At 73.1% G+C, this 22,659-nt stretch carries 23 protein-coding genes; 10 read left to right on the top strand and 13 right to left on the bottom strand.

What is annotated here, in order from left to right; genetic code table 11:
- Positions 1 to 47 precede the first annotated feature (47 nt).
- Together ACFXPL_RS15620 and ACFXPL_RS15615 are read right to left on the bottom strand one after the other, a co-directional pair.
- A complete protein-coding gene (locus ACFXPL_RS15620; protein WP_384918501.1) occupies positions 48 to 329 on the bottom strand; it encodes a hypothetical protein in 282 nt (93 codons plus the stop codon).
- 85 nt (positions 330 to 414) lie between these two features.
- Positions 415 to 1,476 (bottom strand): LacI family DNA-binding transcriptional regulator, encoded by a 1,062-nt coding sequence (locus ACFXPL_RS15615; RefSeq protein ID WP_384918498.1) that lies wholly within the window; start codon positions 1,474 to 1,476, stop codon positions 415 to 417.
- A 113-nt stretch (positions 1,477 to 1,589) separates the two neighbouring features.
- On the opposite strand from ACFXPL_RS15615, the gene ACFXPL_RS15610 reads away from it, so the two are divergent.
- Positions 1,590 to 2,069 carry a type II toxin-antitoxin system PemK/MazF family toxin gene (locus ACFXPL_RS15610; protein ID WP_384918495.1) on the top strand — a complete coding sequence of 160 codons (480 nt, stop codon included), beginning with the start codon at positions 1,590 to 1,592 and terminating at the stop codon, positions 2,067 to 2,069.
- 26 nt (positions 2,070 to 2,095) lie between these two features.
- On the opposite strand, the gene ACFXPL_RS15605 is transcribed toward ACFXPL_RS15610, so the two are convergent.
- Complete coding sequence (locus tag ACFXPL_RS15605; RefSeq protein WP_384918492.1) at positions 2,096 to 2,953, bottom strand: TIGR02452 family protein; 858 nt, start codon at positions 2,951 to 2,953, stop codon at positions 2,096 to 2,098.
- A 172-nt stretch (positions 2,954 to 3,125) separates the two neighbouring features.
- On the opposite strand from ACFXPL_RS15605, the gene egtA reads away from it, so the two are divergent.
- Genes egtA through egtD form a run of 4 tightly spaced genes read left to right on the top strand, consistent with a single transcriptional unit; the run spans position 3,126 to position 7,487 of the window.
- Positions 3,126 to 4,400, top strand: coding sequence for an ergothioneine biosynthesis glutamate--cysteine ligase EgtA (egtA, locus tag ACFXPL_RS15600; RefSeq protein WP_384918489.1), 1,275 nt, complete (start codon positions 3,126 to 3,128; stop codon positions 4,398 to 4,400).
- Positions 4,397 to 5,770 (top strand): ergothioneine biosynthesis protein EgtB, encoded by a 1,374-nt coding sequence (gene egtB / locus ACFXPL_RS15595; RefSeq protein WP_384918486.1) that lies wholly within the window; start codon positions 4,397 to 4,399, stop codon positions 5,768 to 5,770. The genes egtA and egtB overlap by 4 nt, the downstream gene beginning before the upstream one ends.
- A complete protein-coding gene (egtC, locus tag ACFXPL_RS15590; RefSeq protein ID WP_384918483.1) occupies positions 5,770 to 6,528 on the top strand; it encodes an ergothioneine biosynthesis protein EgtC in 759 nt (252 codons plus the stop codon). The genes egtB and egtC overlap by 1 nt, the downstream gene beginning before the upstream one ends.
- Positions 6,525 to 7,487 carry an L-histidine N(alpha)-methyltransferase gene (gene egtD, locus ACFXPL_RS15585; protein ID WP_384918480.1) on the top strand — a complete coding sequence of 321 codons (963 nt, stop codon included), beginning with the start codon at positions 6,525 to 6,527 and terminating at the stop codon, positions 7,485 to 7,487. The genes egtC and egtD overlap by 4 nt, the downstream gene beginning before the upstream one ends.
- Here egtD and ACFXPL_RS15580 read toward each other — a convergent pair.
- The 3 genes from ACFXPL_RS15580 to ACFXPL_RS15570 form a co-directional block, all read right to left on the bottom strand.
- Positions 7,382 to 8,455, bottom strand: a complete 1,074-nt coding sequence (locus tag ACFXPL_RS15580; RefSeq protein WP_384918477.1) for a lysophospholipid acyltransferase family protein — start codon at positions 8,453 to 8,455, stop codon at positions 7,382 to 7,384. The genes egtD and ACFXPL_RS15580 overlap by 106 nt on opposite strands.
- Positions 8,452 to 9,273, bottom strand: coding sequence for a GNAT family N-acetyltransferase (locus ACFXPL_RS15575; protein ID WP_384918474.1), 822 nt, complete (start codon positions 9,271 to 9,273; stop codon positions 8,452 to 8,454). The genes ACFXPL_RS15580 and ACFXPL_RS15575 overlap by 4 nt, the downstream gene beginning before the upstream one ends.
- 197 nt (positions 9,274 to 9,470) lie before the next feature.
- Positions 9,471 to 10,136 (bottom strand): histidine phosphatase family protein, encoded by a 666-nt coding sequence (locus ACFXPL_RS15570; RefSeq protein ID WP_384918471.1) that lies wholly within the window; start codon positions 10,134 to 10,136, stop codon positions 9,471 to 9,473.
- Between the two features lie 172 nt (positions 10,137 to 10,308).
- On the opposite strand from ACFXPL_RS15570, the gene ACFXPL_RS15565 reads away from it, so the two are divergent.
- Positions 10,309 to 10,524, top strand: a complete 216-nt coding sequence (locus ACFXPL_RS15565; protein ID WP_384918468.1) for a dodecin — start codon at positions 10,309 to 10,311, stop codon at positions 10,522 to 10,524.
- Positions 10,525 to 10,579: 55 nt separating this feature from the next.
- Here the strand turns inward: ACFXPL_RS15565 and ACFXPL_RS15560 are convergent, their stop codons facing one another.
- The 4 genes from ACFXPL_RS15560 to ACFXPL_RS15545 form a co-directional block, all read right to left on the bottom strand.
- Positions 10,580 to 11,530 carry a hypothetical protein gene (locus ACFXPL_RS15560; RefSeq protein ID WP_384918465.1) on the bottom strand — a complete coding sequence of 317 codons (951 nt, stop codon included), beginning with the start codon at positions 11,528 to 11,530 and terminating at the stop codon, positions 10,580 to 10,582.
- A gap of 121 nt (positions 11,531 to 11,651) precedes the next feature.
- The gene (locus ACFXPL_RS15555; protein ID WP_384918462.1) at positions 11,652 to 12,398 is read right to left on the bottom strand and encodes a succinate dehydrogenase/fumarate reductase iron-sulfur subunit; all 747 of its coding nucleotides are present in this window, start codon (positions 12,396 to 12,398) and stop codon (positions 11,652 to 11,654) included.
- Positions 12,395 to 14,353, bottom strand: coding sequence for a fumarate reductase/succinate dehydrogenase flavoprotein subunit (locus ACFXPL_RS15550; protein WP_384918459.1), 1,959 nt, complete (start codon positions 14,351 to 14,353; stop codon positions 12,395 to 12,397). Before ACFXPL_RS15550 ends, ACFXPL_RS15555 begins: the two co-directional genes overlap by 4 nt.
- Before the next feature lies 1 nt (position 14,354).
- Positions 14,355 to 15,080 carry a succinate dehydrogenase gene (locus ACFXPL_RS15545; protein WP_384918456.1) on the bottom strand — a complete coding sequence of 242 codons (726 nt, stop codon included), beginning with the start codon at positions 15,078 to 15,080 and terminating at the stop codon, positions 14,355 to 14,357.
- Positions 15,081 to 15,173: 93 nt separating this feature from the next.
- Between ACFXPL_RS15545 and ACFXPL_RS15540 the strand changes: the two genes are divergently transcribed.
- Positions 15,174 to 16,175: a LysR family transcriptional regulator gene (locus tag ACFXPL_RS15540; RefSeq protein WP_384918453.1), complete on the top strand. Its 1,002-nt coding sequence runs from the start codon at positions 15,174 to 15,176 to the stop codon at positions 16,173 to 16,175.
- Here ACFXPL_RS15540 and ACFXPL_RS15535 read toward each other — a convergent pair.
- From ACFXPL_RS15535 to ACFXPL_RS15525, 3 genes are all read right to left on the bottom strand, one after another.
- Complete coding sequence (locus ACFXPL_RS15535; RefSeq protein WP_384918451.1) at positions 16,115 to 18,283, bottom strand: putative bifunctional diguanylate cyclase/phosphodiesterase; 2,169 nt, start codon at positions 18,281 to 18,283, stop codon at positions 16,115 to 16,117. The genes ACFXPL_RS15540 and ACFXPL_RS15535 overlap by 61 nt on opposite strands.
- On the bottom strand, positions 18,280 to 19,092 hold the full coding sequence (locus ACFXPL_RS15530; protein ID WP_384918448.1) for an SAM-dependent methyltransferase: 813 nt from the start codon (positions 19,090 to 19,092) through the stop codon (positions 18,280 to 18,282). The genes ACFXPL_RS15535 and ACFXPL_RS15530 overlap by 4 nt, the downstream gene beginning before the upstream one ends.
- A 206-nt stretch (positions 19,093 to 19,298) precedes the next feature.
- Positions 19,299 to 20,279 (bottom strand): SCO0930 family lipoprotein, encoded by a 981-nt coding sequence (locus ACFXPL_RS15525; protein ID WP_384918445.1) that lies wholly within the window; start codon positions 20,277 to 20,279, stop codon positions 19,299 to 19,301.
- A 293-nt stretch (positions 20,280 to 20,572) separates the two neighbouring features.
- Between ACFXPL_RS15525 and ACFXPL_RS15520 the strand changes: the two genes are divergently transcribed.
- The 3 genes from ACFXPL_RS15520 to ACFXPL_RS15510 all read left to right on the top strand — a co-directional run bounded on the left by ACFXPL_RS15520 (position 20,573) and on the right by ACFXPL_RS15510 (position 22,609).
- The gene (locus ACFXPL_RS15520; RefSeq protein WP_384918442.1) at positions 20,573 to 20,791 is read left to right on the top strand and encodes a hypothetical protein; all 219 of its coding nucleotides are present in this window, start codon (positions 20,573 to 20,575) and stop codon (positions 20,789 to 20,791) included.
- A 345-nt stretch (positions 20,792 to 21,136) separates the two neighbouring features.
- The gene (locus tag ACFXPL_RS15515; RefSeq protein WP_384918439.1) at positions 21,137 to 21,904 is read left to right on the top strand and encodes a hypothetical protein; all 768 of its coding nucleotides are present in this window, start codon (positions 21,137 to 21,139) and stop codon (positions 21,902 to 21,904) included.
- Between the two features lie 174 nt (positions 21,905 to 22,078).
- Positions 22,079 to 22,609, top strand: coding sequence for a hypothetical protein (locus ACFXPL_RS15510; RefSeq protein WP_384918437.1), 531 nt, complete (start codon positions 22,079 to 22,081; stop codon positions 22,607 to 22,609).
- The last annotated feature ends 50 nt before the right edge of the window (positions 22,610 to 22,659 follow it).

The following is a 22,659-nucleotide window of genomic DNA, read 5'->3' as shown; positions in this document are numbered from 1 at the left end:
AAGCCGCGGTGCCGAGAAGACCGCGGGGGCCGGAAGGGCCGGGGGGATCAGGCGGGGTCCTGGTCCGGCGGTACGGGGACCACGCGCACCGACAGCCCGTAGTCCAGCTCGTCGCCGTCGATCAGCAGCGCCTCCACGGTGCGGGTCTCGGGGTCGATGTCCGCCTCCATCCCGTTGCCCGCGTACCGCGGATATCCGGACGCCCCGGTGTCGCCCGTCGCCTCGACCACGGCCGAGCGCAGGGCGTTCTCCGCCCAGGGCGGCCCCTCGTGCTCCTCGGTGAACTCGGCGACCAGCAGCAGCTCGAAGCGGCGCGGAACAGTAGTCATACCGCCGACGCTAACCATCCGGCGGGACCGCCGCATGTCGCCCGCTCGCCCGTCCGGACCCGCGCGGGCGACGGACGGCCGCCTGTCAGCTCGACTCACGCGGGACGACCCGCGCCCCCATCAGGTCATGGCGCTCCGGTTCGGCCTCCGGGTCGCGGACCGCACGGTCGACGAGCTGGGCCAGTCGCGGCCCGGTCGCCATGTCGACACGGATCGTGGAGAGCCGGGGGCGCAGCAGCCGCCCGAGCAGCAGATCGTCGGCGCCGACCACCGCGGTCTCCGCCGGCACGCCGATCCCCTCGTCCTGGAGTGCCCGCATCAGGAGCATCGCGTACTCGTCGTTGTACGCGAAGACGGCGTCGAGGCCCAGACCGCGCCAGCGGGCGGCGAGGGCGGCGGCGGCCTCCTCCGTGTACGCCAGGGGCAGCGGCACGACGCGGACGGTGCCGCCCGGTTCCCGGGCGGCGGAGCGGGCGCCCGCCAGGCGCGGGGCGGCGTACAGCTCCAGGCCCGGTTCCTCGGGCATCACCACCCCGATCGCGCGCCGCCCTCGGGCGACGAGATGGGTGACCGCCCGGCCGCCGATCGTGCGCTGGTCCATGACCAGCGCGTGCGCGCCCGCGATCCGCTGCGAGCCGAGCGTGATCACGGCCCTGGCCCCGGACCGCTTGAGCAGGTCCACCGCCTCCGGTGTGAGGGGCGTCTCGCCGAGCGAGACCACGGCGACGGGCCGCAGCTCGGCCCAGGCGCGGGCGGCGCCCGCCGCGTCCAGGCCGAGACCCCCGTACTGCACCACCGTGTAGCCGAGCCGGCGCAGCGCCCGCTGGAACTCGTCGAAGATCCGGCTGTACAGCGGGCCGACGGGGACATGGCCGGTGGGCAGCAGCACCGTCCGGGTGTGTCCGGCGCGCAGGCTGCGGGCGGCGGCGTGCGGCACGTACCCGAGCCGCTCGGCGGCCTCCCGGACCCGCAGCCGGGTGGGCTCGCTGATCCGTACGGCGGTGATGCCGTTGAGCACGTACGAGACGGTGGCCCGGGACACCCCCGCGAGCCGTGCCACGTCGGAACTGGTGGGCAGGGCACCGGTCGGCAGGGGCCCGGCCGCTGGGGCGGCGCGGTCGGCGGAGTGCTCGGTGGGCTGGCTCATCGCACCCGGCATCCTGCCAGAACGGCCCCCGCCGGGGCACCCGGTGGACGGATCCGGCCCGCTTCCGCCGACCCGCCCGGCGGTCGCGGCCGGCCACGTTCTACCGTCTACGGATGATCAATTCTTCCCCCGGTTCCGCCGGTGCCCCCGGCTTCCCCGCCTCTCCCGACTCCCCCGGCCGCAGCGGGCCCGGCGCCACGGCCGAGACCGACCCGCGCGCCGTGGGCCCGGTCCGTACCTCCTACGCGCCCGAGCACGACGGCGACCCCGACCCCGGCGAGATCGTCTGGACGTGGGTGCCGTTCGAGGAGAACGACGGGCGTGGCAAGGACCGTCCCGTCCTGGTGGTGGCGCGCGAGGCGGCGGGCACACTGCTCGCCCTGCAGCTCTCCAGCAAGCGGCACAACCGGGACCGCGAGTGGGTGCCGATCGGGGTCGGGCCGTGGGACCGTGAGGGGCGCGAGTCGTGGGTGGACGTGGACCGGGTGCTCCGGGTCCACGACGAGGGGATGCGGCGCGAGGCGTGCGCCCTGGACCGGGGGCGGTTCAATCTCGTCGTGAACCGGCTGAAGGAGCTGTACGGCTGGAAGTGATCCCTTGGGGGGATCGCTCCGTCGCCCTACGTGGACAGGACCCGCCGGAACGTGCCCAGGGTCGTGGCGTCCGGCGTCCGGTCCAGCACCGCGAAGACGGTCTCGTCGAAGGCCCCGGCGAACCGGCCCGCCCCCGTGAGCAGCGTACGGAAGGCGCCCGCGACGGCCGCCGGGTCGTTGCGGAAGACACCGCATCCCCAGGCCCCCAGCACCAGCCGCCGGTAGCCGCCCGCCACGGCCGTCTCCAGGACCCGTTCCGCGCGGGCGGCCAGGGCGGCCGGGACGCGGTGGACGTCCTCGGGGGCGCGCCGCGCGATCACCCCGGCGTTCGGCGCGGGTGAGGTGAGAAAGCCCACCTGGTAGGGCGTGTCGAGGAGCCGGCCCCGGTCGTCGCGGAAGACCGGCACACCCGGTGAGTGGATCACCCGGTCGGTGTAGAACGGGTCCCGGTCGGCGCGGTGGTGGGCGTAGAACCCGGGCACCGCCCGCAGTGTGACGTAGAGCGCGGAGGCCCGGCACAGCGCCTCCTCCTGCGCCTGCGCGCCGTTGAGATAGCCGCCGCCCGGGTTCCGCGCGGACGCGAAGTTCAGTACGGCCACGGGCGCGCCGGGGTCCGCCGCCGTCAGCCGGCGCGCCGCGTCCAGGCTGCTCTCGCCGGTGACCCCGACGGCCGGCGCTTCTCCGCTCTCCGTACGGCCGGAAGCCGACGCCCGTACGGGCGGACCCGCCGGGCCGACGGGCTCCGGGCCGTACATCCGGGTGCCGGCCACCGCCGCGTCCAGCGCCGCGCGAAGCGCCACCTCACGGCCGTTCGGAGCACGGTAGGCCCCCGATCGGACGATCTGCTCGGTTTCCTTCGCGATGCCCCGCAGCCGTGCGCTCATGCGGAAATCCTGCGTGAACGATCGCTCTCGGGGCAATCGCATTTCTGACGAAAAAGTGACCGCGGGGGCACTCTTGTGCGAAGCGGCGAGAGTGGCTTTAGGTTGGACGAAGCGCTCGCCCCGGACCCGGGGCGGAGTACGGTCACGCGGTCTTCGACAGGAGGATCCGCACATGCCACCCGACAGTTTCACCGAAGAGGGATCACCGCTCGGCGAGAACGACGCCGAGGACCTGCTGCGGGGCATCTGCTTCAAAACGGGCCCGCCCCGCACCGTGGGCGTCGAACTGGAATGGCTCGTCCACGATCTGCGTACCCCCGAAATCCCCGTCCCGGCCCACCGCCTCCGAGAGGCGTTCGAAGGGCTGCGGGCCCTGCACCTGCGATCGGCACTCACCTTCGAACCCGGCGGCCAGTTGGAGCTCAGCTCCGCGCCCGCCGCGTCCCTGACGGAGTGCGTCGCCTCCACCACCGCCGACCTGGACGCCGTGCGCCCGGTGCTGCGCGCGGCGGGACTCACGCTCACGGGTCTGGGCCAGAACCCCTGGAACGCGCCGGAGCGGATGCTGCGCGAGCCCCGCTACGACGCCATGGAGACCTATCTCGACCGGATCGGACCGGCCGGCCGCGCCATGATGCGGTCGACCGCCTCCATCCAGGTCTGCCTGGACGCGGGCCACGAGGAACCGGGGCCGCTCGGCCACGGACGGCGCTGGCAGCTCGCCCACCTGCTGGGCGCGGTGCTCGTCGCCGCCTTCGCGAACTCCCCGATGCGCAACGGCGTGGAGACGGGCTGGCGCTCCACCCGGCAGGCGATGTGGACCCAGCTCGACCCGCCCCGTACGGCCGCGCCGTCCCCGTCACTGCCGCCGCGCGACGCCTGGGCCGCGTACGCGCTGGACGTGCCGGTGATGTGCGTGCGGGCGGCCGAGGGGCCCTGGGCCGTTCCCGAGGGGCTGACCTTCCGCGAGTGGATCCGCTCCGGGCTGCCGCGTCCGCCGGTCCGCGCCGACCTCGACTACCACCTCACGACACTCTTCCCGCCGGTCAGACCGCGCGGCCACCTCGAACTGCGCATGATCGACGCGCAGCCGGGTGAGAACGGCTGGCTGGTGCCGCTCGCCGTCACCACGGCGCTGTTCGACGACCCCGAGGCGGCGGAGACGGTGTACCGCACGGTCAAACCGCTCGCCGAGACGGCGGGCCCGCTGCCCGCCCCGGCCAATCCGCTCTGGGTCAACGCCGCTCGGTACGGGCTGGCCGACCCGGAGCTGCACGCGGCGGCGATCGCCTGCTTCGCCGTCGCCCGGGAAGCGCTGCCGCGCATCGGCGCGACACCCCACGTACAGGAAGCGGTCGCCCGGTTCGTCGACCGTTACGTCCTGCCGGGCCGGTGCCCGGCCGACGATCTGCGCGCGCCCGTGACAGGGAAGGACCTCCGCACATGACCGACCTCGCAGGACCGACCACCGAGGAGCAGCTCAAGCGGCGTGCCGTCGACTCGCTGACGGCGGCCCGGGCCCGTACCGCCCTGCTGACCTCCTGCGTCGACGACCACGACCTCACCGCACAGCACTCGCCGCTGATGTCCCCGCTGGTCTGGGACCTCGCGCACATCGGCAACCAGGAGGAGCAGTGGCTCCTGCGGACCGTCGGGGGCCGCGCCGCCGTACGCCCCGAGATCGACTCCGTCTACGACGCGTTCGAGCATCCCAGGGCCGCCCGGCCCACCCTGCCGCTGCTGCCGCCCCCCGAGGCGCGGGCGTACGCCGCCGACGTACGGAGCCGGGTCCTGGACGTCATCGAGCGCACCCCGCTGCACGGTGGTCCCCTGCTGGACGCGGGGTTCGCCTTCGGGATGATCGCGCAGCACGAACAGCAGCACGACGAGACGATGCTCATCACCCACCAGCTGCGGAAGGGGCCGACCGCGCTGACCGCGCCCCCGCCGCCGGCCGGGGACACCACCGGACTGCCCGCCGAGGTCCTCGTGCCCTCAGGCCCCTTCACCATGGGGACGTCCACGGAACCGTGGGCGCTGGACAACGAGCGGCCGGCCCACCGGCGGATCGTCCCGGCGTTCTGGATCGACACCGTGCCGGTGACCAACGGGGACTACCAGCGGTTCATCGAGGACGGCGGCTACACCGAGGAGCGCTGGTGGGCGCCGGAGGGGTGGGCGCAGATCCGGGAACACTCCATCGGCGCCCCGCTGTTCTGGCGGCGCGACGGCGGGCAGTGGCTGCGCCGCCGGTTCTCGGTGCTGGAGCCGGTCCCGGCGGACGAACCGGTGCTCCATGTGAGCTGGTACGAGGCCGACGCGTACGCCCGCTGGGCGGGGAGGCGGCTGCCGAGCGAGGAGGAGTGGGAGAAGGCAGCGCGCCATGACCCCGTCTCGGGACGGTCACTGCGCCATCCCTGGGGTGACGGCGAGCCCAGCGAGGTCCACGCCAACCTCGGTCAGCGCCATCTCCAGCCGGCCCCGGCGGGCAGCTATCCGGCGGGCGCCTCACCGCTCGGGGTGCGGCAGTTGATCGGGGACGTGTGGGAGTGGACGTCGAGCGACTTCCTGCCGTACCCGGGCTTCGCCGCGTTCCCCTACCGCGAGTACTCGGAGGTGTTCTTCGGCAGCGCGCACAAGGTGCTGCGGGGCGGTTCGTTCGCGGTGGACCCGGTGGCCTGCCGGGGCACCTTCCGCAACTGGGACCTGCCGGTGCGCCGGCAGATCTTCTCCGGGTTCCGTACGGCGCGCACCGCGGCGCCCGTCGATCCAGGCGCCCTGGCCACGGGCTCCGCCGGACGCCCCGGGAACATCTGATGTGCCGTCACATCGCGGCCCTGGGATCGCCGATGACGCTCGGCGCGGTGCTCGTCGAGCCGCCGCACGCGCTGTACCGGCAGTCCTGGGCGCCGCGCAGACAGCGCAACGGGACGGTCAACGCCGATGGTTTCGGCGTCGGTTGGTACGCCGAGGGCGACCCGGTGCCCGCGCGCTACCGCCGCGCGGGCCCCATCTGGGGCGACCTGGGCTTCACCGATCTGGCCCGGGTGGTCCGTACCGGCGCGCTGCTCGCCGCGGTACGGGACGCCACACTGCCCGGCGCCGACGGCGAGGCCGCGGCGGCGCCCTTCGCCGACGGGCCCTGGCTGTTCAGCCACAACGGCTCGGTGGGCGGCTGGCCCGGTTCGCTCGTGGGTCCGGCCGGGGCACTGCCCGCCGGGGAACTGCTCTCGCTGGTGGCGCGCAGCGACTCGGCGCTGGTGTGGGCGCTGGTGCTGCGCCGGCTGCGGGCGGGCGACGACCTCGGTCAGGCGCTGGCCGACACGGTCGTCGAGGTGGCGGAGGCGGCGCCCGGGTCCCGGCTCAACCTGCTGCTCACCGACGGTGCCCGGATAGCGGCGACAGCCTGGGGGGACACCCTCTGGTACCGCGCCGGATCCGGTGACGATCCCACCCTGGTGGCCTCGGAGCCGTACGACGACGACCCACGCTGGCGCGAGGTCCCCGACCGCACGCTGCTGGTGGCGAGCCGTCGCGATGTTCTGCTGTCCCCTCTCAAGGAGCTTCCCGCGTGAGCCCGTTCCTGCTGACCCGCACACTGCCCGACGACGCCACGGACGCCGCGCTGCGCGCCGATGTGCTCCACGGACTGACCCGTACGCCCAAGACACTGCCGCCCAAGTGGTTCTACGACGCCCGGGGCAGTGAGCTGTTCGAGGAGATCACCGCACTGCCCGAGTATTATCCGACGCGCGCCGAGCGGGAGATCCTGCTCGCCCGTGCGCCGGAGATCGCGGCGGCGACGGGCGCGCGCACCCTGATCGAGCTGGGGTCCGGGTCGGCCGAGAAGGCCCGTCTGCTGCTGGACGCTGCGCCGCAGCTGACCAGTTATGTGCCGGTCGATGTCAGCGAGAGCGCGCTGAGCGGGGCCGCCGAGTCGCTGCTCGCCGACCGTCCCGGGCTCGAAGTGCACGCGATCGTCGCCGACTTCACCGGCGGCCTGTCGCTGCCGGGCACCCCGGGGCCCCGGCTGGTCGCGTTCCTCGGCGGCACGATCGGCAATCTGCTGCCCGCAGAGCGCTCCGCGTTCCTCGCCTCGGTCCGCGGACTGCTGGCCCCCGGTGACGGGCTGCTGCTCGGTACGGATCTGGTGAAGGAGGAGTCCGTACTGGTCAGGGCGTACGACGACGCGGCGGGTGTGACGGCCGCGTTCAACAAGAACGTGCTGACCGTCATGAACCGTGAACTGGGCGCCGACTTCCCGCCGGACGCCTTCGACCACGTGGCGCTCTGGGACGCCGGCAACGAATGGATCGAGATGCGGCTGCGGGCCCGCTCCGCGCTCACCGTGAAGATCCCGGAACTGGATCTGGTGGTGCACTTCGACGCCGGCGAGGAGGTGCGTACGGAGGTGTCGGCCAAGTTCCGTCAGGACCGGGTACGTTCCGAACTGGCCTCCGCGCGGATGGAGTTGACGCACTGGTGGACCGATGAGGCGAGCCGGTTCGCGCTCTCGCTCGCGACGGCGGTCTGACGCGGTACGGCCCCCGCCCACGGCGCGGCGCCCCCACGGGCGCCGTGGCCGTGGACATCACGGCCATGGACGTCACAGCCATGAACGGTGTCACCGTGGGCATCGCCACCATGGACATCGCCGCCGTGGGCGAGAGGGCCGTACGCGAGGGCGCCGTAGGTGATCGCGCGGTGCGCCGTACGGGCCAGCGCCCGCCGGTCGGTGTGGGGGCCGGCCGGAACGGGCGGCAGGAGGGTGATCTCCGCGGTGAGTCCGCCGGCCGACACGACCCGCCACAGCGACGCGGGCAGCGTGTCGTCCCCGACGAAGGCGGGCGCCCCCGAGGACTCCCCGCCCGGTGTCCGGTAGGTGATCCGTACGGGCCGGACGGCGGCGCCCGCGTCCACGGCGGCCTGGAAGACGGCCGAGGTGAACCGGCCCTGTTCCCGGCCGCACCAGGTGCACGCCTCGGGGAAGGCGATCACCCGTGAACCCTCCCCGAGGGCGCCGGAGAGGGTGCGTACCGCGTCGGGCAGCGCACGCAGCCGCTCGCGCTCCACGAACAGCGTGCCGCCCCGGGCGGCCAGCGCGCCCAGCACCGGCCAGCGCCGGATCTCGCTCTTGGCCAGCATCCGTCCGGGGAAGACGGTGGCGAGGAGCGGGATGTCCAGCCAGGAGATGTGGTTGGCGACGACCAGCACCCCGGCGCCGCGCGGGGCCACGGCGCCCGCCGCCCCGTACTCCCCCGCGCCGAGCACCGTGATCCGCAGGCCGAAGGCGCGCAGTACGCCGCGGGACCAGCTCCGGGTGAGCCGGTCGCGTACCACCGCGTTCAGCGGGGCGAGGAGCGGCGCGAGGAGCGCGCCGCACAGGACGAGCGGGATCCCCACCAGCAGGCGGCCCGCCCCGGCCGCCGCCCCGGCCGCCGGGCCGCGGTGGCGCGCGCAGCCCCGCGGGGTGCAGGGCGCGGTGGGCAGCCAGGCGCTCATGCGGTGGGAGCGAGGGAGAGGAAGTGCCGCAGGTAGCGCGGGTTGGTGCGGCGCATCGACAGCAGGACGTACAGGTCGGCGACGCCGAACTCCGGGTCGTGCGCGGGCGCTCCGCACACCCAGGCGCCGAGCCGCAGATAGCCGCGGAGCAGCGCCGGCAGTTCGGCGGGGGCGGCGGTCGCCGCGGCGGGCTCCGGGGTCCAGAGCCGGTGCGGGGTGACCCAGTACTCCTCGGGTGCGAGGTGCTTGTCCTTGACGCGGTTCCAGGTGGAGGCGGCCAGCGCGCCGCCGTCCGCGAGGGGCACCGAGCAGCAGCCCGCCAGCCAGTTGTGCCCGGTGGTCGTCATGTAGCGGGCGAGCCCGGCCCAGATCAGGGCGATGACGCCACCGGTGCGGTGCAGCGGGTGGACGCAGGAGCGGCCCACCTCGACCAGGTCGTGGCGGATCGGGGCGAGCCGGGCGAGGTCGAACTCGCTGTCGGAGTAGATCCGTCCGGCGGCCCTGGCGCGCTCGGGCGGCAGCAGCCGGTATGTGCCGACGACCTCGCCGGTGGACTCCTCCCGGACCAGCAGGTGGTCGCAGTACGCGTCGAACGCGTCGGTGTCGAGACCGGGCTCGGGTCCGTCGAGCCGGGCGCCCATCTCCCCGGCGAAGACGAGGTGGCGCAGGCGCTGGGCGGCCCGGACGTCCTCCTGGGTGCGGGCGAGGTGGACGAGGTAGCGCGGCTCGGCGCCGGCGGCGGGGCCCTGGAGGGGGAGCGGGGCGGTGTGCGGGGCGGAGGAGAGCACGGGGACGGTGGCGGGAGCGGGGGCGGGCATGGCGGACTCCTGTGCCGTAGGGAGGGCGGGCCGCCGGGTCCGTCGCGGGCGCGTTGACCCGGCACCTCGTTTCTTCCGTGACCGGCTGGATTTGACATGACCACACGGCGGAATACGGATGTGAGGCGGCTGAATGCCGGGGACCGCGCGGTGAGGACCGGCCCGAACAGCGCGCTCCCCGCTCCCCGGGGCCCGCCCTACAGCGCGCGGCCGGCGGGGCCGCCGTCCCCGGCCGCCACGTCGCGCGGGGCGACCACCGTGCCCGCCCAGGTCAGGGCCTTCCATCCGCCGGACGTCGTTGCTCCGTCGGCGCCCTCCAGGACCACGACGCCCGTGTTGTCCAGTGCGTGGGCGGCGGCGAAGTCCACCTCCACGTTCTCCGCGCGGGCGGCGGTCCACATCCGGATCGCCGCCCCGTGGCTGACCAGCGCCACCGTGCCGGCGCCCGTCGCCGCCGCCTCCGCGACCACGGCGTCGAACCGTGCCAGCGCCTCGGCGCCGCTCTCGCCGCCCGGCATCCGCAGCTCCGTGTCGCCCGCGGACCAGGCGAAGGCGGTGGTCAGATAGCGCCTGATCGCCTCCTCGTCGCCGCGCATCTCCAGCTCTCCCGCCGACAGCTCCCTGATCCCGTCCCTGACCTGCGTCTCCAGGCCGCGCGCGGCGGCCAGCGGCGCCGCCGTGAGCCGCGTACGGACCAGGTTCGAGACGTACAGCGCGCCGATGTCCTCGTCCGCGAGCGCGGCGGGCAGCGCGGCGGCCTGCCGCTCCCCCGTCGCGGTGAGCCCGGGACCGGGCACCGCGGTGTCCAGGAGGCCGGCGAGGTTGGACGGTGTCTGGCCGTGGCGGATCAGCAGCAGGCGCATGAGGTGACGCATCCTCCGGATGGGCGTACGGGTATCCGTACCACTGTCCCAGAGAGCGGCCGGTGCCATCGTGGCCTCGCGGTGGCCGGCGAGGTGGGGCACGGTGGAGGGAGGTCGCGGGTCCCGCGACGCGTGAAGGCGTGAACGTGAGCCCTGAAGAGGAGACGGCCCCATGTCGCACCACACCTACCGGGTCACCGAGATCGTCGGCACCTCGCACGAGGGCGTCGACGACGCCATCCGCAACGGTGTCAGCCGCGCGGCGCGGACGCTGCGCGGACTGGACTGGTTCGAGGTGACACAAGTACGCGGCCACATCGTCGACGGCGACATCGAGCACTACCAGGTCGGTATGAAGGTCGGATTCCGGCTCGACGACGAGGACTGACCGAGGACTGACCCCCCAGGGCGCCCGCCGCCACCCGTACGCCCTGCTCCGACGCTCAGGCAGTGAACCCCGCGTGGACATGGTCGTGGTGGGTGTCGTCGGTGAAGAACTGGCCCGCGGCGCCGCCGGAGAGCCGTACAGGACCGCCCACGTTGTACGAGCCGGCCGCCGCCGCGTCCCGCATGAAGGTCTCCACGAGCCGGCGCGAGGTGGCCGGGTCCACGACCGCGTGACCGTCGATCTGCCAGACGTCGAAGGCCCGGCCGCGCGGATGGTCGCTGGGCCGGTCGGTGCCGAAGACGTCCAGCGGATGGCCGGAGCGGATCACGCTCACGTACATCCGGTACGTACCGGCCAGCCGGAGCAGGGCGCGCAGGACGCTCTCGTGGACGTGGCCGCTGCGGATGTCCGCCTCCGCGGCGGGCGGCAGGGCGATCCGTGACTCCGCCAGCACCCGGCGCGCGGCGGCGGGCAGCGAGGGTGCGGCGGCGCCGGGCCTGGCCGGGTGGAGCGCGGTGACCTCCCAGCGGGGCCGCGCCCGGCGCAGCCGTACGTCGACGGTCGTGCCGGTCGTGCCGGTCGCGTGTCCCGGGGTCCACTGCCGGCAGACCACCAGCACGCTGGCCGAGTCCGCCAGGATCCCGCCGTACTGGGCGTCGATCACCTGGAGCGCGGCCTCGTCGGCGGCGGGCAGCAGCGCCCCCGCCGCGTCCACGAGCGACGGCGCGGCGCCCAGCGCGGCCACCCGCCGTTTCGCCGCGGCGGCGCCGCCCTGCCCGGCGGACCAGCCGCCGATGGCCTCCACGACCTGGACGGCGCGCAGCTTGACGGCGGGGTTCACGTCGTCACGGTCGGGCCGCCACGGGGTGGTCGTCGGCAGCGGTACGGGCGAGGGCGTCGCGGCGGCCACTTCGGCCCCCGCCCGCGAGCCCCCGGAGCACCCGGCGGCGGCCCCCGCCAGCAGTCCACCGGTACCGAGCAGCAGCGCCCGCCGTCCGAGTTCCATGGCTCCACCCGTTCCCTGATCGCTCCTGTGCTCCAGGGTGCGGGACATCGGCCCCGGCCGCACGCCACCGGGGCCGTCCACCGCCGCGACGTGTGAGCGCGTACGCCGTACTACCGCGCGGTCAGCGGGCGACCTTGCGGATGGCCCGCAGCCACTCCTTGTTCATCGCCGCGATCGACGGCAGCGGGATGCCCTTGGGGCAGGCGGTGGCGCACTCCCCGGCGAGGGTGCAGCCGCCGAAGCCCTCGTCGTCCATCGTGGCGACCATGTCCAGGACGCGGGTCTCGCGCTCGGGCGCGCCCTGCGGCAGGACGTTGAGGTGGTTGACCTTGGCCGAGGTGAAGAGCATCGCCGAGCCGTTGGGGCAGGCCGCGACGCAGGCGCCGCAGCCGATGCACTCGGCGTGCTCGAAGGCGGAGTCGGCGTCGGGTTTGGGCACGGGGGTGGCGTGTGCCTCGGGTGCGGCGCCGGTGGGGGCGGTGATGTAGCCGCCGGCCCCGATGATCCGGTCGAAGGAGGAGCGGTCCACGACCAGGTCCTTGACGACGGGGAACGCGCCGGCCCGCCAGGGCTCGACGTCGATGGTGTCGCCGTCGGAGAAGTGGCGCATGTGGAGCTGGCAGGTGGTGGTGCGCTCGGGGCCGTGGGCATCGCCGTTGATGACGACACCGCAGGCGCCGCAGATGCCCTCGCGGCAGTCGTGGTCGAAGGCCACGGGCTCGTCGCCCTTGAGGATCAGTTCCTCGTTGAGGGTGTCGAGCATCTCCAGGAACGACATGTCCTCGGAGATGTCGTCGAGCCCGTAGGTGACCATGGCGCCGGGTGTGTCGGCGTCCGGCTGGCGCCAGACGCGCAGGGTGAGCCTCATGCGTAGCTCCGCTGGGTGGGGTGGACGTACTCGAAGACGAGGTCTTCCTTGTGCAGGACGGGGGCGCGGCCGGTGCCGGTGAACTCCCAGGCGGCGGCGTACGAGAACTCCTCGTCCCTGCGGGCCGCCTCGCCGCCCTCGGTCTGCGACTCCTCGCGGAAGTGGCCGCCGCAGGACTCGGTACGGTGCAGGGCGTCCAGGCACATCAGCTCGGCGAGTTCCAGGTAGTCGACGACGCGGTTGGCCTTCTCCAGCGACTGGTTGAACTGTTCGCCGGTGCCCGGCACCTTGATCCGGCGCCAGAACTCCTCGCGGATCTGCGGGATCCGGTCGAGCGCCTTGCGCAGCCCGCTGTCGGTGCGGGCCATCCCGCAGTGTTCCCAGAGGAGTTCGCCGATCTCCCGGTGGAACGACTCGGGCGTACGGTCTCCGTCGACGGCGAGCAGCAGCCGCAGCCGGTCCTCGGTGTCCGCGATCGCCTCGGCGACCTCGGGGTGGGAGTCGTCGACGGTGTCGTGGTGCGGGTGGCGGGCGAGGTAGTCGTTGATGGTGGACGGCAGGACGAAGTAGCCGTCCGCGAGCCCCTGCATGAGGGCGGAGGCGCCGAGCCGGTTGGCGCCGTGGTCGGAGAAGTTGGCCTCGCCGATCGCGAACAGCCCGGGCACGGTGGTCTGGAGGTCGTAGTCGACCCAGAGTCCGCCCATGGTGTAGTGGATCGCCGGGTAGATCCGCATCGGGACCTCGTACGGGTTCTCGGCGGTGATCCGCTCGTACATCTCGAAGAGGTTGCCGTACTTCTCCTCGACGGCCCGGCGGCCGAGCCGGGCGATCGCGTCGGCGAAGTCGAGGTAGACGCCCTGGCCGCCGGGGCCGACGCCGCGCCCCTGGTCGCAGACGTTCTTCGCGGCGCGCGAGGCGATGTCACGGGGGACGAGGTTGCCGAAGGACGGGTAGATCCGCTCCAGGTAGTAGTCGCGTTCGTCCTCGGGGATCTCGGCCGGGGGGCGGGTGTCGCCGTGCGCCACGGGCACCCAGATCCGGCCGTCGTTGCGCAGCGACTCGCTCATCAGGGTCAGTTTCGACTGGTGGTCACCGGAGCGCGGGATGCAGGTGGGGTGGATCTGGGTGAAGCAGGGGTTGGCGAAGTGGGCGCCGCGCCGGTGTGCCCGCCAGATCGCGGTGGCGTTGCTGTTCTTGGCGTTGGTCGACAGGTGGAAGACGTTGCCGTAGCCGCCCGAGGCGAGGACCACCGCGTCGGCGAAGTACGGGGTGATCTCGCCGGTGATCAGGTCGCGGGCGACGATGCCGCGCGCCCGCCCGTCGATGACGAGCAGGTCGAGCATCTCGGTGCGGGCGTGCATCTCGACGGTGCCCGCGGCGATCTGCCGGGAGAGCGCCTGGTAGGCGCCGAGCAGGAGTTGCTGACCCGTCTGGCCTCGCGCGTAGAACGTACGGGAGACCTGGACGCCGCCGAAGGAGCGGGTGTCGAGGAGTCCGCCGTACTCCCGGGCGAACGGGACGCCCTGGGCGACGCACTGGTCGATGATCTCGACGGAGACCTCGGCGAGCCGGTGCACATTGGACTCGCGGGCGCGGAAGTCGCCGCCTTTGACGGTGTCGTAGAAGAGCCGCTGGACGGAGTCGCCGTCGTTGCGGTAGTTCTTCGCGGCGTTGATGCCGCCCTGGGCGGCGATGGAGTGGGCGCGGCGCGGGGAGTCCTGGTAGCAGAACTGGACGACGTGGTAGCCCTGTTCGGCGAGGGTGGCGCCCGCGGCGCCGCCCGCGAGGCCGGTGCCGACGACGATCACGGTGTGTTTGCGACGGTTGGCGGGGTTGACGAGCTTCGCCTCGAAGCGGCGCCGGTTCCACCGCTCGGCGACGGGTCCGTCGGGCGCTGTGGTGTCGGCGAGCGGTGCGCCGGTGGTGTACTCGGTGTAGCGGGTGGGTTCGTTCATCTCAGCTCACCACTCCGGTCATGACGGCGACGGGTACGGCCACGAAGCCCGCGGTCAGCACCAGTGCCAGGGTGTTGGCGGCGGTCTTCAGGAGGCGGTCGCGGGCGGCGCTGCCCACGCCGAGGGTCTGCGCGGCGCTCCAGAAGCCGTGCCGGACGTGGAGTCCGAGGGCGAGCATCGCGACGATGTAGACCGTGTTGCCGTACCAGGTGGAGAAGGTGTCCACGACGTTCTGGTACGGATGGCCCGGCTGGAAGCCGCCGGGGTGGGCGGTGCCGGTCGTCAGGTCGAGGATGTGCCAGACGATGAAGAGGGCGAGGATGATCCCGCCCCAGCGCATGGTGCGGGTCGCGTAGCTCGCCCGCGCCCGCCGGTGGACGTAGCGGCTCGGGCGCGCCGCGATGTCGCGGCGGCTGAGCTGGTACGCGCAGACCCCGTGCAGGACGACGGCGGCGACGAGGACGATCCGGACGAGCCACAGCGCCCACTCGTAGTGCAGCAGCGGCTCGCCCATGGTGCGCAGCCAGTGGGCGTACCCGTTGAACTCGGACGCCCCGAAGAAGATCTTCAGATTGCCGAGCATGTGCGCGACGAGGTAGCCGAGCATGATCAGGCCGCTCACGGCCATGACCGTCTTCTTCCCTGTCGTCGATCTCCAGAGGGTGCGCGTCATGGACGCCCGTTTGTCCGTCCGGTCCGCCCGGTCCGTCCGCGTTGCCAGAGCCATGTTCATGACGCTAGGCCGTCCCGCCCGAGAGGTCCAAGACATGGTCCGGCTGATGTCCATAGGCCGTGCCTATCGTGGTCGTATCCTGAAGAGATGCAGTTGCAGCAGCTCGTCTACTTCGTGGCCGTCGCGGAGACCCGCCACTTCACCCGCGCCGCCGAGCGGGTGCATGTCTCGCAGCCGTCGCTGTCGCAGCAGATCAGGGCGCTGGAGAAGGAGCTGGGCGCCGAGCTGCTGAGCCGCGCGCGGGGCAATGTCGCCCTCACCGACGCGGGTGAGGCGCTGCTCCCGCTGGCCCGGCGGATCCTCGCCGACACGGAGACCGCGCGGGTCGAGGTCCAGGAGCTGGTGCAGCTCCGGCGCGGCCGGGTCAGGCTGGGCGCGCCGCCGAGTCTGTGCACGGGGCTACTGCCCGAGGTGCTGCGCGCCTTCCACGATCTGCATCCCGGCATCGAGCTGCTGATCGAGGAGAGCGGTTCGCACGACCTGGTACGGGAGCTGGCCCGCGGCGCGCTCGATCTGGCGCTGGTGGTGATGCCGCTGCCGGCCGCCTCCCCCGCGCTGACCACGGTCGAGCTGCTCCACGAGGACCTGGTGGTGGTCTCCTCGCCCGGCGCCCCGGCCCCCGGGAGCCCGGTGCGGATCGCCGATCTGGAGGGCCGGCCGCTGGTGATGTTCCGGCACGGCTACGACCTGCGCGAGCTGACCGTGGCCGCCTGCCGGGCCGCCGGGTTCGAGCCGTCGTTCACCGTGGAGGGCGGCGAGATGGACGCCGTGCTCGGTTTCGTACGGGCCGGGCTCGGCATGGCGGTCGTGCCGAGCATGGTGGCGGCGCGGGCGCGCGATCTGCGGGTCACGCCCCTGGCCAGGCCGGGGCTGAGCCGTACGATCGCGCTCGCCCACCGCAGCGACGTCGCCCCGCCGCGCGCCGCCCGGGAGCTGCAGAAGGTGCTGCTGTCCGCGCAGGGCGCGGCCGGGACTGCGGCGGTGCGGACCGCGGGGGCCGCCCGGCCGGCGGACGGCCGCCGCCCGGCTCAGACGGCGTCGGCCAGCGACAGCGTGTGGAGCCGCTCGGGCGGCCCCGGCCTGGCGTAGTACCAGCCCTGCGCCGTGTCGCAGCCCAGCCGGCGCAGGTGCTCGGCCTGCGCCCCGGTCTCCACGCCCTCCACGGTCACGGCCAGCTCCAGGCTGTGGGCCAGGGAGACGATCCCCTCGACGATCTTCAGATCGACCGGGTCGGCCGGGTGCTGCTGCATGCTCCGGGTGAAGGAACGATCCAGCTTGAGCACGCTCACCGGCAGTCTGCGCAGATTGGCCAGGTTCGAGTAGCCGGTGCCGAAGTCGTCGAGCGCGATGTCCACACCCATCTCGGCGAGCTGGCGCAGCGGTTTGAGCAGATCCTCGTCGGCGCCGATCAGCGCCGACTCCGTGACCTCCAGGCAGAGCGCGCCCGGCGGCAGCCCGACCCGTTCCAGCACCTCGACCGTGTCGGCGACGAGTCCGGGGTGGTGGAGCTGGGCCGGGGAGAGGTTCACATTGATCCGCAGCGGTCCGCAGAGCGCGCCCTCCGGCAGTTCCCGCTGCCAGAACCGTGCCTGCCGTACGGACTGTTCCAGCACCCAGCGGCCGAGCGGCACGATCAGCCCGGTGTGCTCGGCGAGCGGGATGAACCGGTCGGGGCCGAGCACCCCGTGCTGCGGGTGGGACCAGCGCACCAGCGCCTCCGCGCCGTGCACGGTGCCGTCGCCGAGATGGACCAGCGGCTGGTACTCGATGAAGAACTCACCGCGTTCCAGGGCCGCCGGCAGCGCCGTGGTCAGCCCGTGCCGGGTGATGGCACGGGCGTCGGCCTCCGGGTCGGCCAGCTCGAAGCGGTTGCCGCCCGCCGCCTTGGCCCGGTACATGGTGATGTCCGCGCTGCGCAGCACCTCGGCGGGGCTCCGCCCGTCAGCCGGGCCCTCCACGATGCCGATGGAGCCGCGTACGGTGAACTCCCGTCCCTCCAGCCGGATCGGGGTGGCCAGCACCCCGAGGATCCGGGAGGCGAGGTCGGTCACCTCGCTCCCGGTGCCGGGCCTGGTCGTCAGGGCCACGAACTCGTCGCCGCCGATCCTGGCGACCATCTCGCCCGGCGCGGTGGCGCACGACTGGAGCCGGTCGGCGACCTCGACCAGCAGCCGGTCGCCCGAGGAGTGGCCGAGGCTGTCGTTGATCGCCTTGAAGCCGTCGAGATCGAGGTAGCAGAGGCCGAAGCGCGCGCCGGCGCCGGCGGAGAGCGTCTTCTCCAGGCGCTCGAAGAACAGCGTCCTGTTGGGCAGCCCGGTCAGGGCGTCGTGGGTGGCCTCGTACCGCAGCCGCAGATTGAGCAGCCGCCGCTCGGTGGTGTCCTCCATCAGCGCGAGCTGGTACTGCGGGGCGCCCTCGGGGTCCCGGAGCAGCGAGAGCGTCAGGTTGGTCCACAGCACGGTGCCGTCGTTGCGGTAGAACGCCTTCTCGACCCGGAAGTGCTCGCGCTCGCCGCGCACCAGTTCGTCGTAGAGCCGCCACACCTGGGGCCCGTCCTCCGGATGGACCCACTCGCTCACATTGCGGCTGCGGACATGGTGTTCGAGCCCACCGAACATCGCGGTGAGGGTGTCGTTGACCTCCAGTACGTTGCCGTCGAGGTCGGCGATGCCGATGCCGATGGCCGCGCCCTCGAAGACCGCGTGGAAGCGGGCCTGGGTGGCGTGGAGCGCGTCCTCCGCGTCGCTGCGCGCCGCCAGCGCGGAGCGTGCGACGGCCTCCTGCTCGGCGAGGGTGCGCTCGCGCAGGGCCAGGGCGTACCCGGCGGCCAGGGCGTGCTGGAGGCGCGCGCACCGGGCGCGGCTCTCCTCCCCGGGCAGCTCGTCCGTACCGCAGTAAAGGATCAGGTACGCGTCGATGACGCCGAGGGTACGGCTCAGGGCCTCGGGGTCGGTGCAGTGCGCGGCGACCAGGGCGGTGCCCACCGCTCCGGCGGGCGAGCTGTCGAAGGGGCGTGCGTGCAGGGCCTCGCGCAGTGCGCGGGCCAGCGGCAGCAGGCACTCCTCGAACTCGGCGCGCGTGAGCGACGTGGCCGTCGCCGGGAAGATCGCACGGCTCCAGATCGTCGCGAACCGTCTGAGCCTGTCCTCCAGGCCGTCCGGGGCCTCAGCACCCGGCTCCTGTTCCGGCACCCTCACGCCTTGCGTCCCACTCCGGCGAATCCCGAGTAGGCGTACGGATCCTCCTGGTCGGCGGAGCCGGCGGGGCGCCAGTCGGGCATGGACACCAGGCCGGGTTCGACCATCTCGAAGCCGTCGAAGAACCGGGCTATCTGCTCGCGGGAGCGCATCACCAGCGGGCTGTGGGTCTCCGTGTAGACGGCGACGGCGGCGTCCGTGTCCTCCGTGGAGACCGGGACGCCGTCGTAGGAGGCGTGGGTGACGGTGATGAGGCTGCCGGGGGCGAGCGCGTCGCGCAGTTCGGCCACGGCCCGGTAGGGCTGGTCCTTGTCCTCCAGGAAGTGCAGGACGAAGTTGAGCAGCACCGCCACGGGCCGCTCCAGGTCGAGCAGTCCGGCCGCCTCCTGGCTGCGCAGGATCTTGCGTGGCTCGCGGAGATCGGCGTTCACCACGCCGGCGTGGGGGTCGCCTTCGAGGAAGGCCCGGCTGTGAGCGACCGCGACCGGGTCATGGTCGACGTAGAGGACCTTGGCGTCCGGGTCGAGCGCGGCGGCGACTTCGTGGACATTACCGAAGGCCGGAATGCCGGATCCGATGTCGAGGAACTGGCCGACGCCTTCCGCGTGCGCGAATTCCACGGTGCGGCGCATGAACGCCCGGTTCGCTTTCATGATCTTGGGGAGTCCCGGCATGAACCCCATGGCCCGGCGCGCGGCTTCCCTGTCCACCTCGAAATTGTGCGAACCGCCCAGATAGTAGTCATAAATGCGGGAAACGCTCGGCACCGAAATGTCGATGCCTTGCGGGGCCCAGGCGGGACGCTCCATCGATGTCTCCAACAAGTCGCCACGGAGTGCGGCCTGATAGCGGCCGGTTGTTCGAGCCGAGGCTACTGATCGACCGCCAAGAGAGCGAGCCCAAACGGAAATTAACGATCCGTTCTTGGTCACATACAGTCGGCATGTGCATGTGGTCCGCCGCCACACCGAGGAGTGTGACGGCGGACCGTTGGGCCGGAGACGCGGCGTGGGGACTACTCGGACGCTCCGACCAGCTCATTGTCGGGAGAGACGGCGAACCAGGTGCCGCCGACGCCCTGACCATTGGTGTCGCCGGGCTTCTTGTCCCCGGCGAAGGTGTAGATGGGCGAGCAGTTGAGGGTCTGCTGCTTGATTCCGTCGGGCCGGTCGAAGGTGACGAAGCCCTTGGTGGTGACGCCGTCGACGTCGTTCTTGGAGACGGGGGCGACAACCGGCCACTTGTCGAGGCAGGCGCCGGTGCAGGCGGTCTTCATCGGCCAGGCCGAGTCCTTCGTGAAGCGGTAGACCGTCATGCCCCGCGCGTCCACCACGACGTCGCCGAGCTTCGGGTCCTTGCGGACCGAGAGGCCCGCCAGGTCGCCCGAGGACTCATCCGCGGCACCCGAACCGCCGCCGGCGGCCGTCGGGGAGGCCTTCTTGCCGTCGGGGGCGGACGCGAACCAGGTGCCGCCCACGGCCTGCCCCTTGGCGTCGCCGGGGCTGGTGTCCTTGGCGAACCGGTACATCGGCCAGCCGTCGACGGTGAGCTGCTTGGTGCCGTCGGTCCGGGTGATCTCGCCGAGCAGGGAGGCCTCGGTCCCGGCCGCGGCCTTGGCGTCGCCGGCGGTCACGACGGGCCACGTCGTGGCGCAGTCGCCCTCGCAGTTGGACTTCGGCGGGGCCGGAGTGTCCTTGTCGAAGCGGTAGAGGGTGAAGCCCTCACTGTCGGTGAGGACCTTGCCGAGCTTCTTGCTGTCCCACACGGCGAGTTGGCCCGCGGGCTTGGCCGCCGCCGCCGTTCCGGCCCCGGCCGCACCCGCCCCTGCCCCGGCGCCGGTGTCCGCGCCGTATCCGCTGTCGGCGGCGCCGGCCGGGTTCGCGGCGCCCACGGACTGTCCGTTGGTGTTGGTGCCCGGGTCCTGACCGCACGCCGTCGTCAGGGCCAGTACGGCCGCCGCGGTGACCGCGAGCGAGGCGTTCCGCCAGGTGTTCATGTCAACTCCTGATATCCATGGGCCGGTTGAGGCGCTCGGGTGCGCTGCTCATGGTCCTAAGTACGGAACGGAGGCGGCATCCCGTTCAACGCGGCCGGAAAAAACTTCCGCGGCGTGTTCTCGCCGATGCCGAATACCCCCTATCAGGGGGAATCCGAGCGACTTCCGGCGTGCCGGGGCCCGTTGAGGTCCAAGCTCCTGCCCGTGCATGGATCGCTCGTCGGACGGCTGCTCACAGCCGCCGCACTCATCTCGCTGTCGGCCGCCGCCCCGGCGCCCGCCGCGGCGGACAGTTGCGCCTACGCCTCGACCGGTACGAGCGGCACGGGGTCACTGGTGGCCGTGGCGGGCAGCGGCGGCTGCCGGCCGACACCGACGCCTCCCCCGCCACCCGAACCACCACCGAAGCCACCACCCCCGCCACCCCCGCCACCCCCGCCTCCGCCTCCTCCGCCGCCTCCGCCGCCTCCGCCTCCACCACCTCCGCCTCCTCCGCCGCCGACGCCGCCTGAGCCACCGCCCGTCGTCCGGCCCCCCGCCCCACGACCGCCCAGCCCGGTACCCGCCCCACCGCCCGTCGCGGCGCCCCGCCCGCGTCCGGTGACCGTCGCGCCCGCGCCACCGCGTCCCGCGCCGCCTCCGCCCGCCCCGTCCCCGACACCGAGCCCGACCCCGTCCGCCGAACCGTCGCCGTCCGCCGTGGCGCTGCCCGCCTATCACCGGGCGACCCGTCCCCAGCCGTCCGGCTCCACCTCCCCCGTCCTCCGGATGCTTCTGATCACGGCCCCCGCCGTACTCACCGCGGCCGTGCTGCGTCCCCGCTCCCGCCCCCGTTCCCGCTGATCCACGGAGGTCCCATGTCGGACTGGCTCGTCCTGGGCATCGCGATGGCCGCCGCCTGCGCGGTCGTCCTCACCATCGTCATCTTCAACAACCGGGGCGTCACCGAGGACGACGACGAACCCGCGGAGGTCCCCGGTGTCATGGACTACATGACCATGATGATCGGCGTGGTCTACGCGATCGTCCTCGGCCTCGCGATCGCCGGCGTCTGGGAGGCCAGGGGCGCCGCCCAGGAGTCGGTGCGCCAGGAGGCGCAGGCGCTCCACGAGATCAGGCAGCGCGTACAGGTCTACCCCACGGAGGTACGGGAGCAGATCCGCGGCGACGTCGACGCGTACGTCTCGTACGTCGTGCACACCGAGTGGCCGCACATGTCCCGGCACGAGGCGCTCAGCGCGAAGGGCACCCAACTCCTCGACAAGCTGCGCGCCGACGTCTCGCAGTACGCGCCGCGCACCGACCTGGAGGGCCAGGCCTACCAGCCACTGGTCGACCAGGTGGCCACCGTCGACGACGCCAGAGGCACCCGGGGGCAGAACGCGGGGGCCACGATGCCGGGGGTGGTCTGGTTCGGCCTCATCATCGGCGCGGCGGTGACCGTGGGGATGATCTTCGTCCTCCAGATCAGACGCTCGTTCCGCGAACTGCTGCTGGCGGGGCTCTTCAGCGTCCTGATCGCCTTCCTCCTCTTCCTCATCTGGGACTTCGACGCCCCCTACGGGCGCGGCATCGGCGCGACCACGGCGCCGTTCCTCGACCTGTTCCCACAGATCGGCCGCTGACCGGCGGCGAACGGGGCACGGCTGTCCGCCACGCGGGGGACGGCCGTGCCCCATTCGCCCGTCAGCGATCGCGGCTGTGGTAGGGCGCTCCTAGCGTTTCCGGCATCGAGGCGCAGGTACCGGCTTCTGTGGAAAAGGTTCCACTGCTGCTCCTCGGGGACCCGGAGGCTCACCATGCGCGCGATACGTGCCACGACCACCGCTCTGCTGGGAGTGGCCGCACTCGCCCTGACGGCGCCCACCGCGGTGGCGGCGGTGCACGGCGGCGCCACGCCGTTCGGGTTCACCGTCACCCCCTCCACGGTCGCCCCGGGCGGGAGGGTGACCCTCTCCGTCACCAACTGCGCGTCCTCCGCGACCGCCTCCTCCGCGGTCTTCGACACCGTGACGATCCCCTCGGGCCGTACGGCCGCCGCCACCGTGGACTGGGACGCGAAGCGGGGCGCGGTGTACCAGGTCTCGTTCACCTGCAACGGGACGACCGGCCGTACCAACCTCACCGTCGCGGGTGCGGCCGCCACCGCGACCCGCGCGCCGGTGGTGTCCGCCACCAGCCTCGCGCCCGCCGGGGTGCGGGGCGGTCTGGGCGGCAGCGTCGGCGGCGTCGGTACGGGCGAACTCGTCGCGGGCACGGCGCTCGTGGTGACCGCCGCCGCCGGAACCGTGTGGACCGCGCGCCGGCGGACGGAGGGCCGGGCCCACTGACCACCCACCACGGACGCCGGACGCCCGTCGCCCCGAGCCACGTTCCGGCT

The organism is Streptomyces sp. NPDC059092 (assembly GCF_042756365.1).
Lineage (GTDB): Bacteria > Actinomycetota > Actinomycetes > Streptomycetales > Streptomycetaceae > Streptomyces.
Note: the sequence above shows the minus strand (reverse complement) of the source record. Positions and strands in the feature narration are given on the sequence as shown.

Bases quoted from the DNA above. Each gene is read 5' to 3' on its own strand.
- ACFXPL_RS15620 (WP_384918501.1), bottom strand. From the start codon at position 329: ATGACTACTGTTCCGCGCCGCTTCGAGCTGCTGCTGGTCGCCGAGTTC.
- ACFXPL_RS15615 (WP_384918498.1), bottom strand. From the start codon at position 1,476: ATGAGCCAGCCCACCGAGCACTCCGCCGACCGCGCCGCCCCAGCGGCC.
- ACFXPL_RS15610 (WP_384918495.1), top strand. From the start codon at position 1,590: ATGATCAATTCTTCCCCCGGTTCCGCCGGTGCCCCCGGCTTCCCCGCC.
- ACFXPL_RS15605 (WP_384918492.1), bottom strand. From the start codon at position 2,953: ATGAGCGCACGGCTGCGGGGCATCGCGAAGGAAACCGAGCAGATCGTC.
- egtA (WP_384918489.1), top strand. From the start codon at position 3,126: ATGCCACCCGACAGTTTCACCGAAGAGGGATCACCGCTCGGCGAGAAC.
- egtB (WP_384918486.1), top strand. From the start codon at position 4,397: ATGACCGACCTCGCAGGACCGACCACCGAGGAGCAGCTCAAGCGGCGT.
- egtC (WP_384918483.1), top strand. From the start codon at position 5,770: ATGTGCCGTCACATCGCGGCCCTGGGATCGCCGATGACGCTCGGCGCG.
- ACFXPL_RS15580 (WP_384918477.1), bottom strand. From the start codon at position 8,455: ATGAGCGCCTGGCTGCCCACCGCGCCCTGCACCCCGCGGGGCTGCGCG.
- ACFXPL_RS15575 (WP_384918474.1), bottom strand. From the start codon at position 9,273: ATGCCCGCCCCCGCTCCCGCCACCGTCCCCGTGCTCTCCTCCGCCCCG.
- ACFXPL_RS15570 (WP_384918471.1), bottom strand. From the start codon at position 10,136: ATGCGCCTGCTGCTGATCCGCCACGGCCAGACACCGTCCAACCTCGCC.
- ACFXPL_RS15565 (WP_384918468.1), top strand. From the start codon at position 10,309: ATGTCGCACCACACCTACCGGGTCACCGAGATCGTCGGCACCTCGCAC.
- ACFXPL_RS15560 (WP_384918465.1), bottom strand. From the start codon at position 11,530: ATGGAACTCGGACGGCGGGCGCTGCTGCTCGGTACCGGTGGACTGCTG.
- ACFXPL_RS15555 (WP_384918462.1), bottom strand. From the start codon at position 12,398: ATGAGGCTCACCCTGCGCGTCTGGCGCCAGCCGGACGCCGACACACCC.
- ACFXPL_RS15550 (WP_384918459.1), bottom strand. From the start codon at position 14,353: ATGAACGAACCCACCCGCTACACCGAGTACACCACCGGCGCACCGCTC.
- ACFXPL_RS15545 (WP_384918456.1), bottom strand. From the start codon at position 15,080: ATGGCTCTGGCAACGCGGACGGACCGGGCGGACCGGACGGACAAACGG.
- ACFXPL_RS15540 (WP_384918453.1), top strand. From the start codon at position 15,174: ATGCAGTTGCAGCAGCTCGTCTACTTCGTGGCCGTCGCGGAGACCCGC.
- ACFXPL_RS15530 (WP_384918448.1), bottom strand. From the start codon at position 19,092: ATGGAGCGTCCCGCCTGGGCCCCGCAAGGCATCGACATTTCGGTGCCG.
- ACFXPL_RS15525 (WP_384918445.1), bottom strand. From the start codon at position 20,279: ATGAACACCTGGCGGAACGCCTCGCTCGCGGTCACCGCGGCGGCCGTA.
- ACFXPL_RS15515 (WP_384918439.1), top strand. From the start codon at position 21,137: ATGTCGGACTGGCTCGTCCTGGGCATCGCGATGGCCGCCGCCTGCGCG.
- ACFXPL_RS15510 (WP_384918437.1), top strand. From the start codon at position 22,079: ATGCGCGCGATACGTGCCACGACCACCGCTCTGCTGGGAGTGGCCGCA.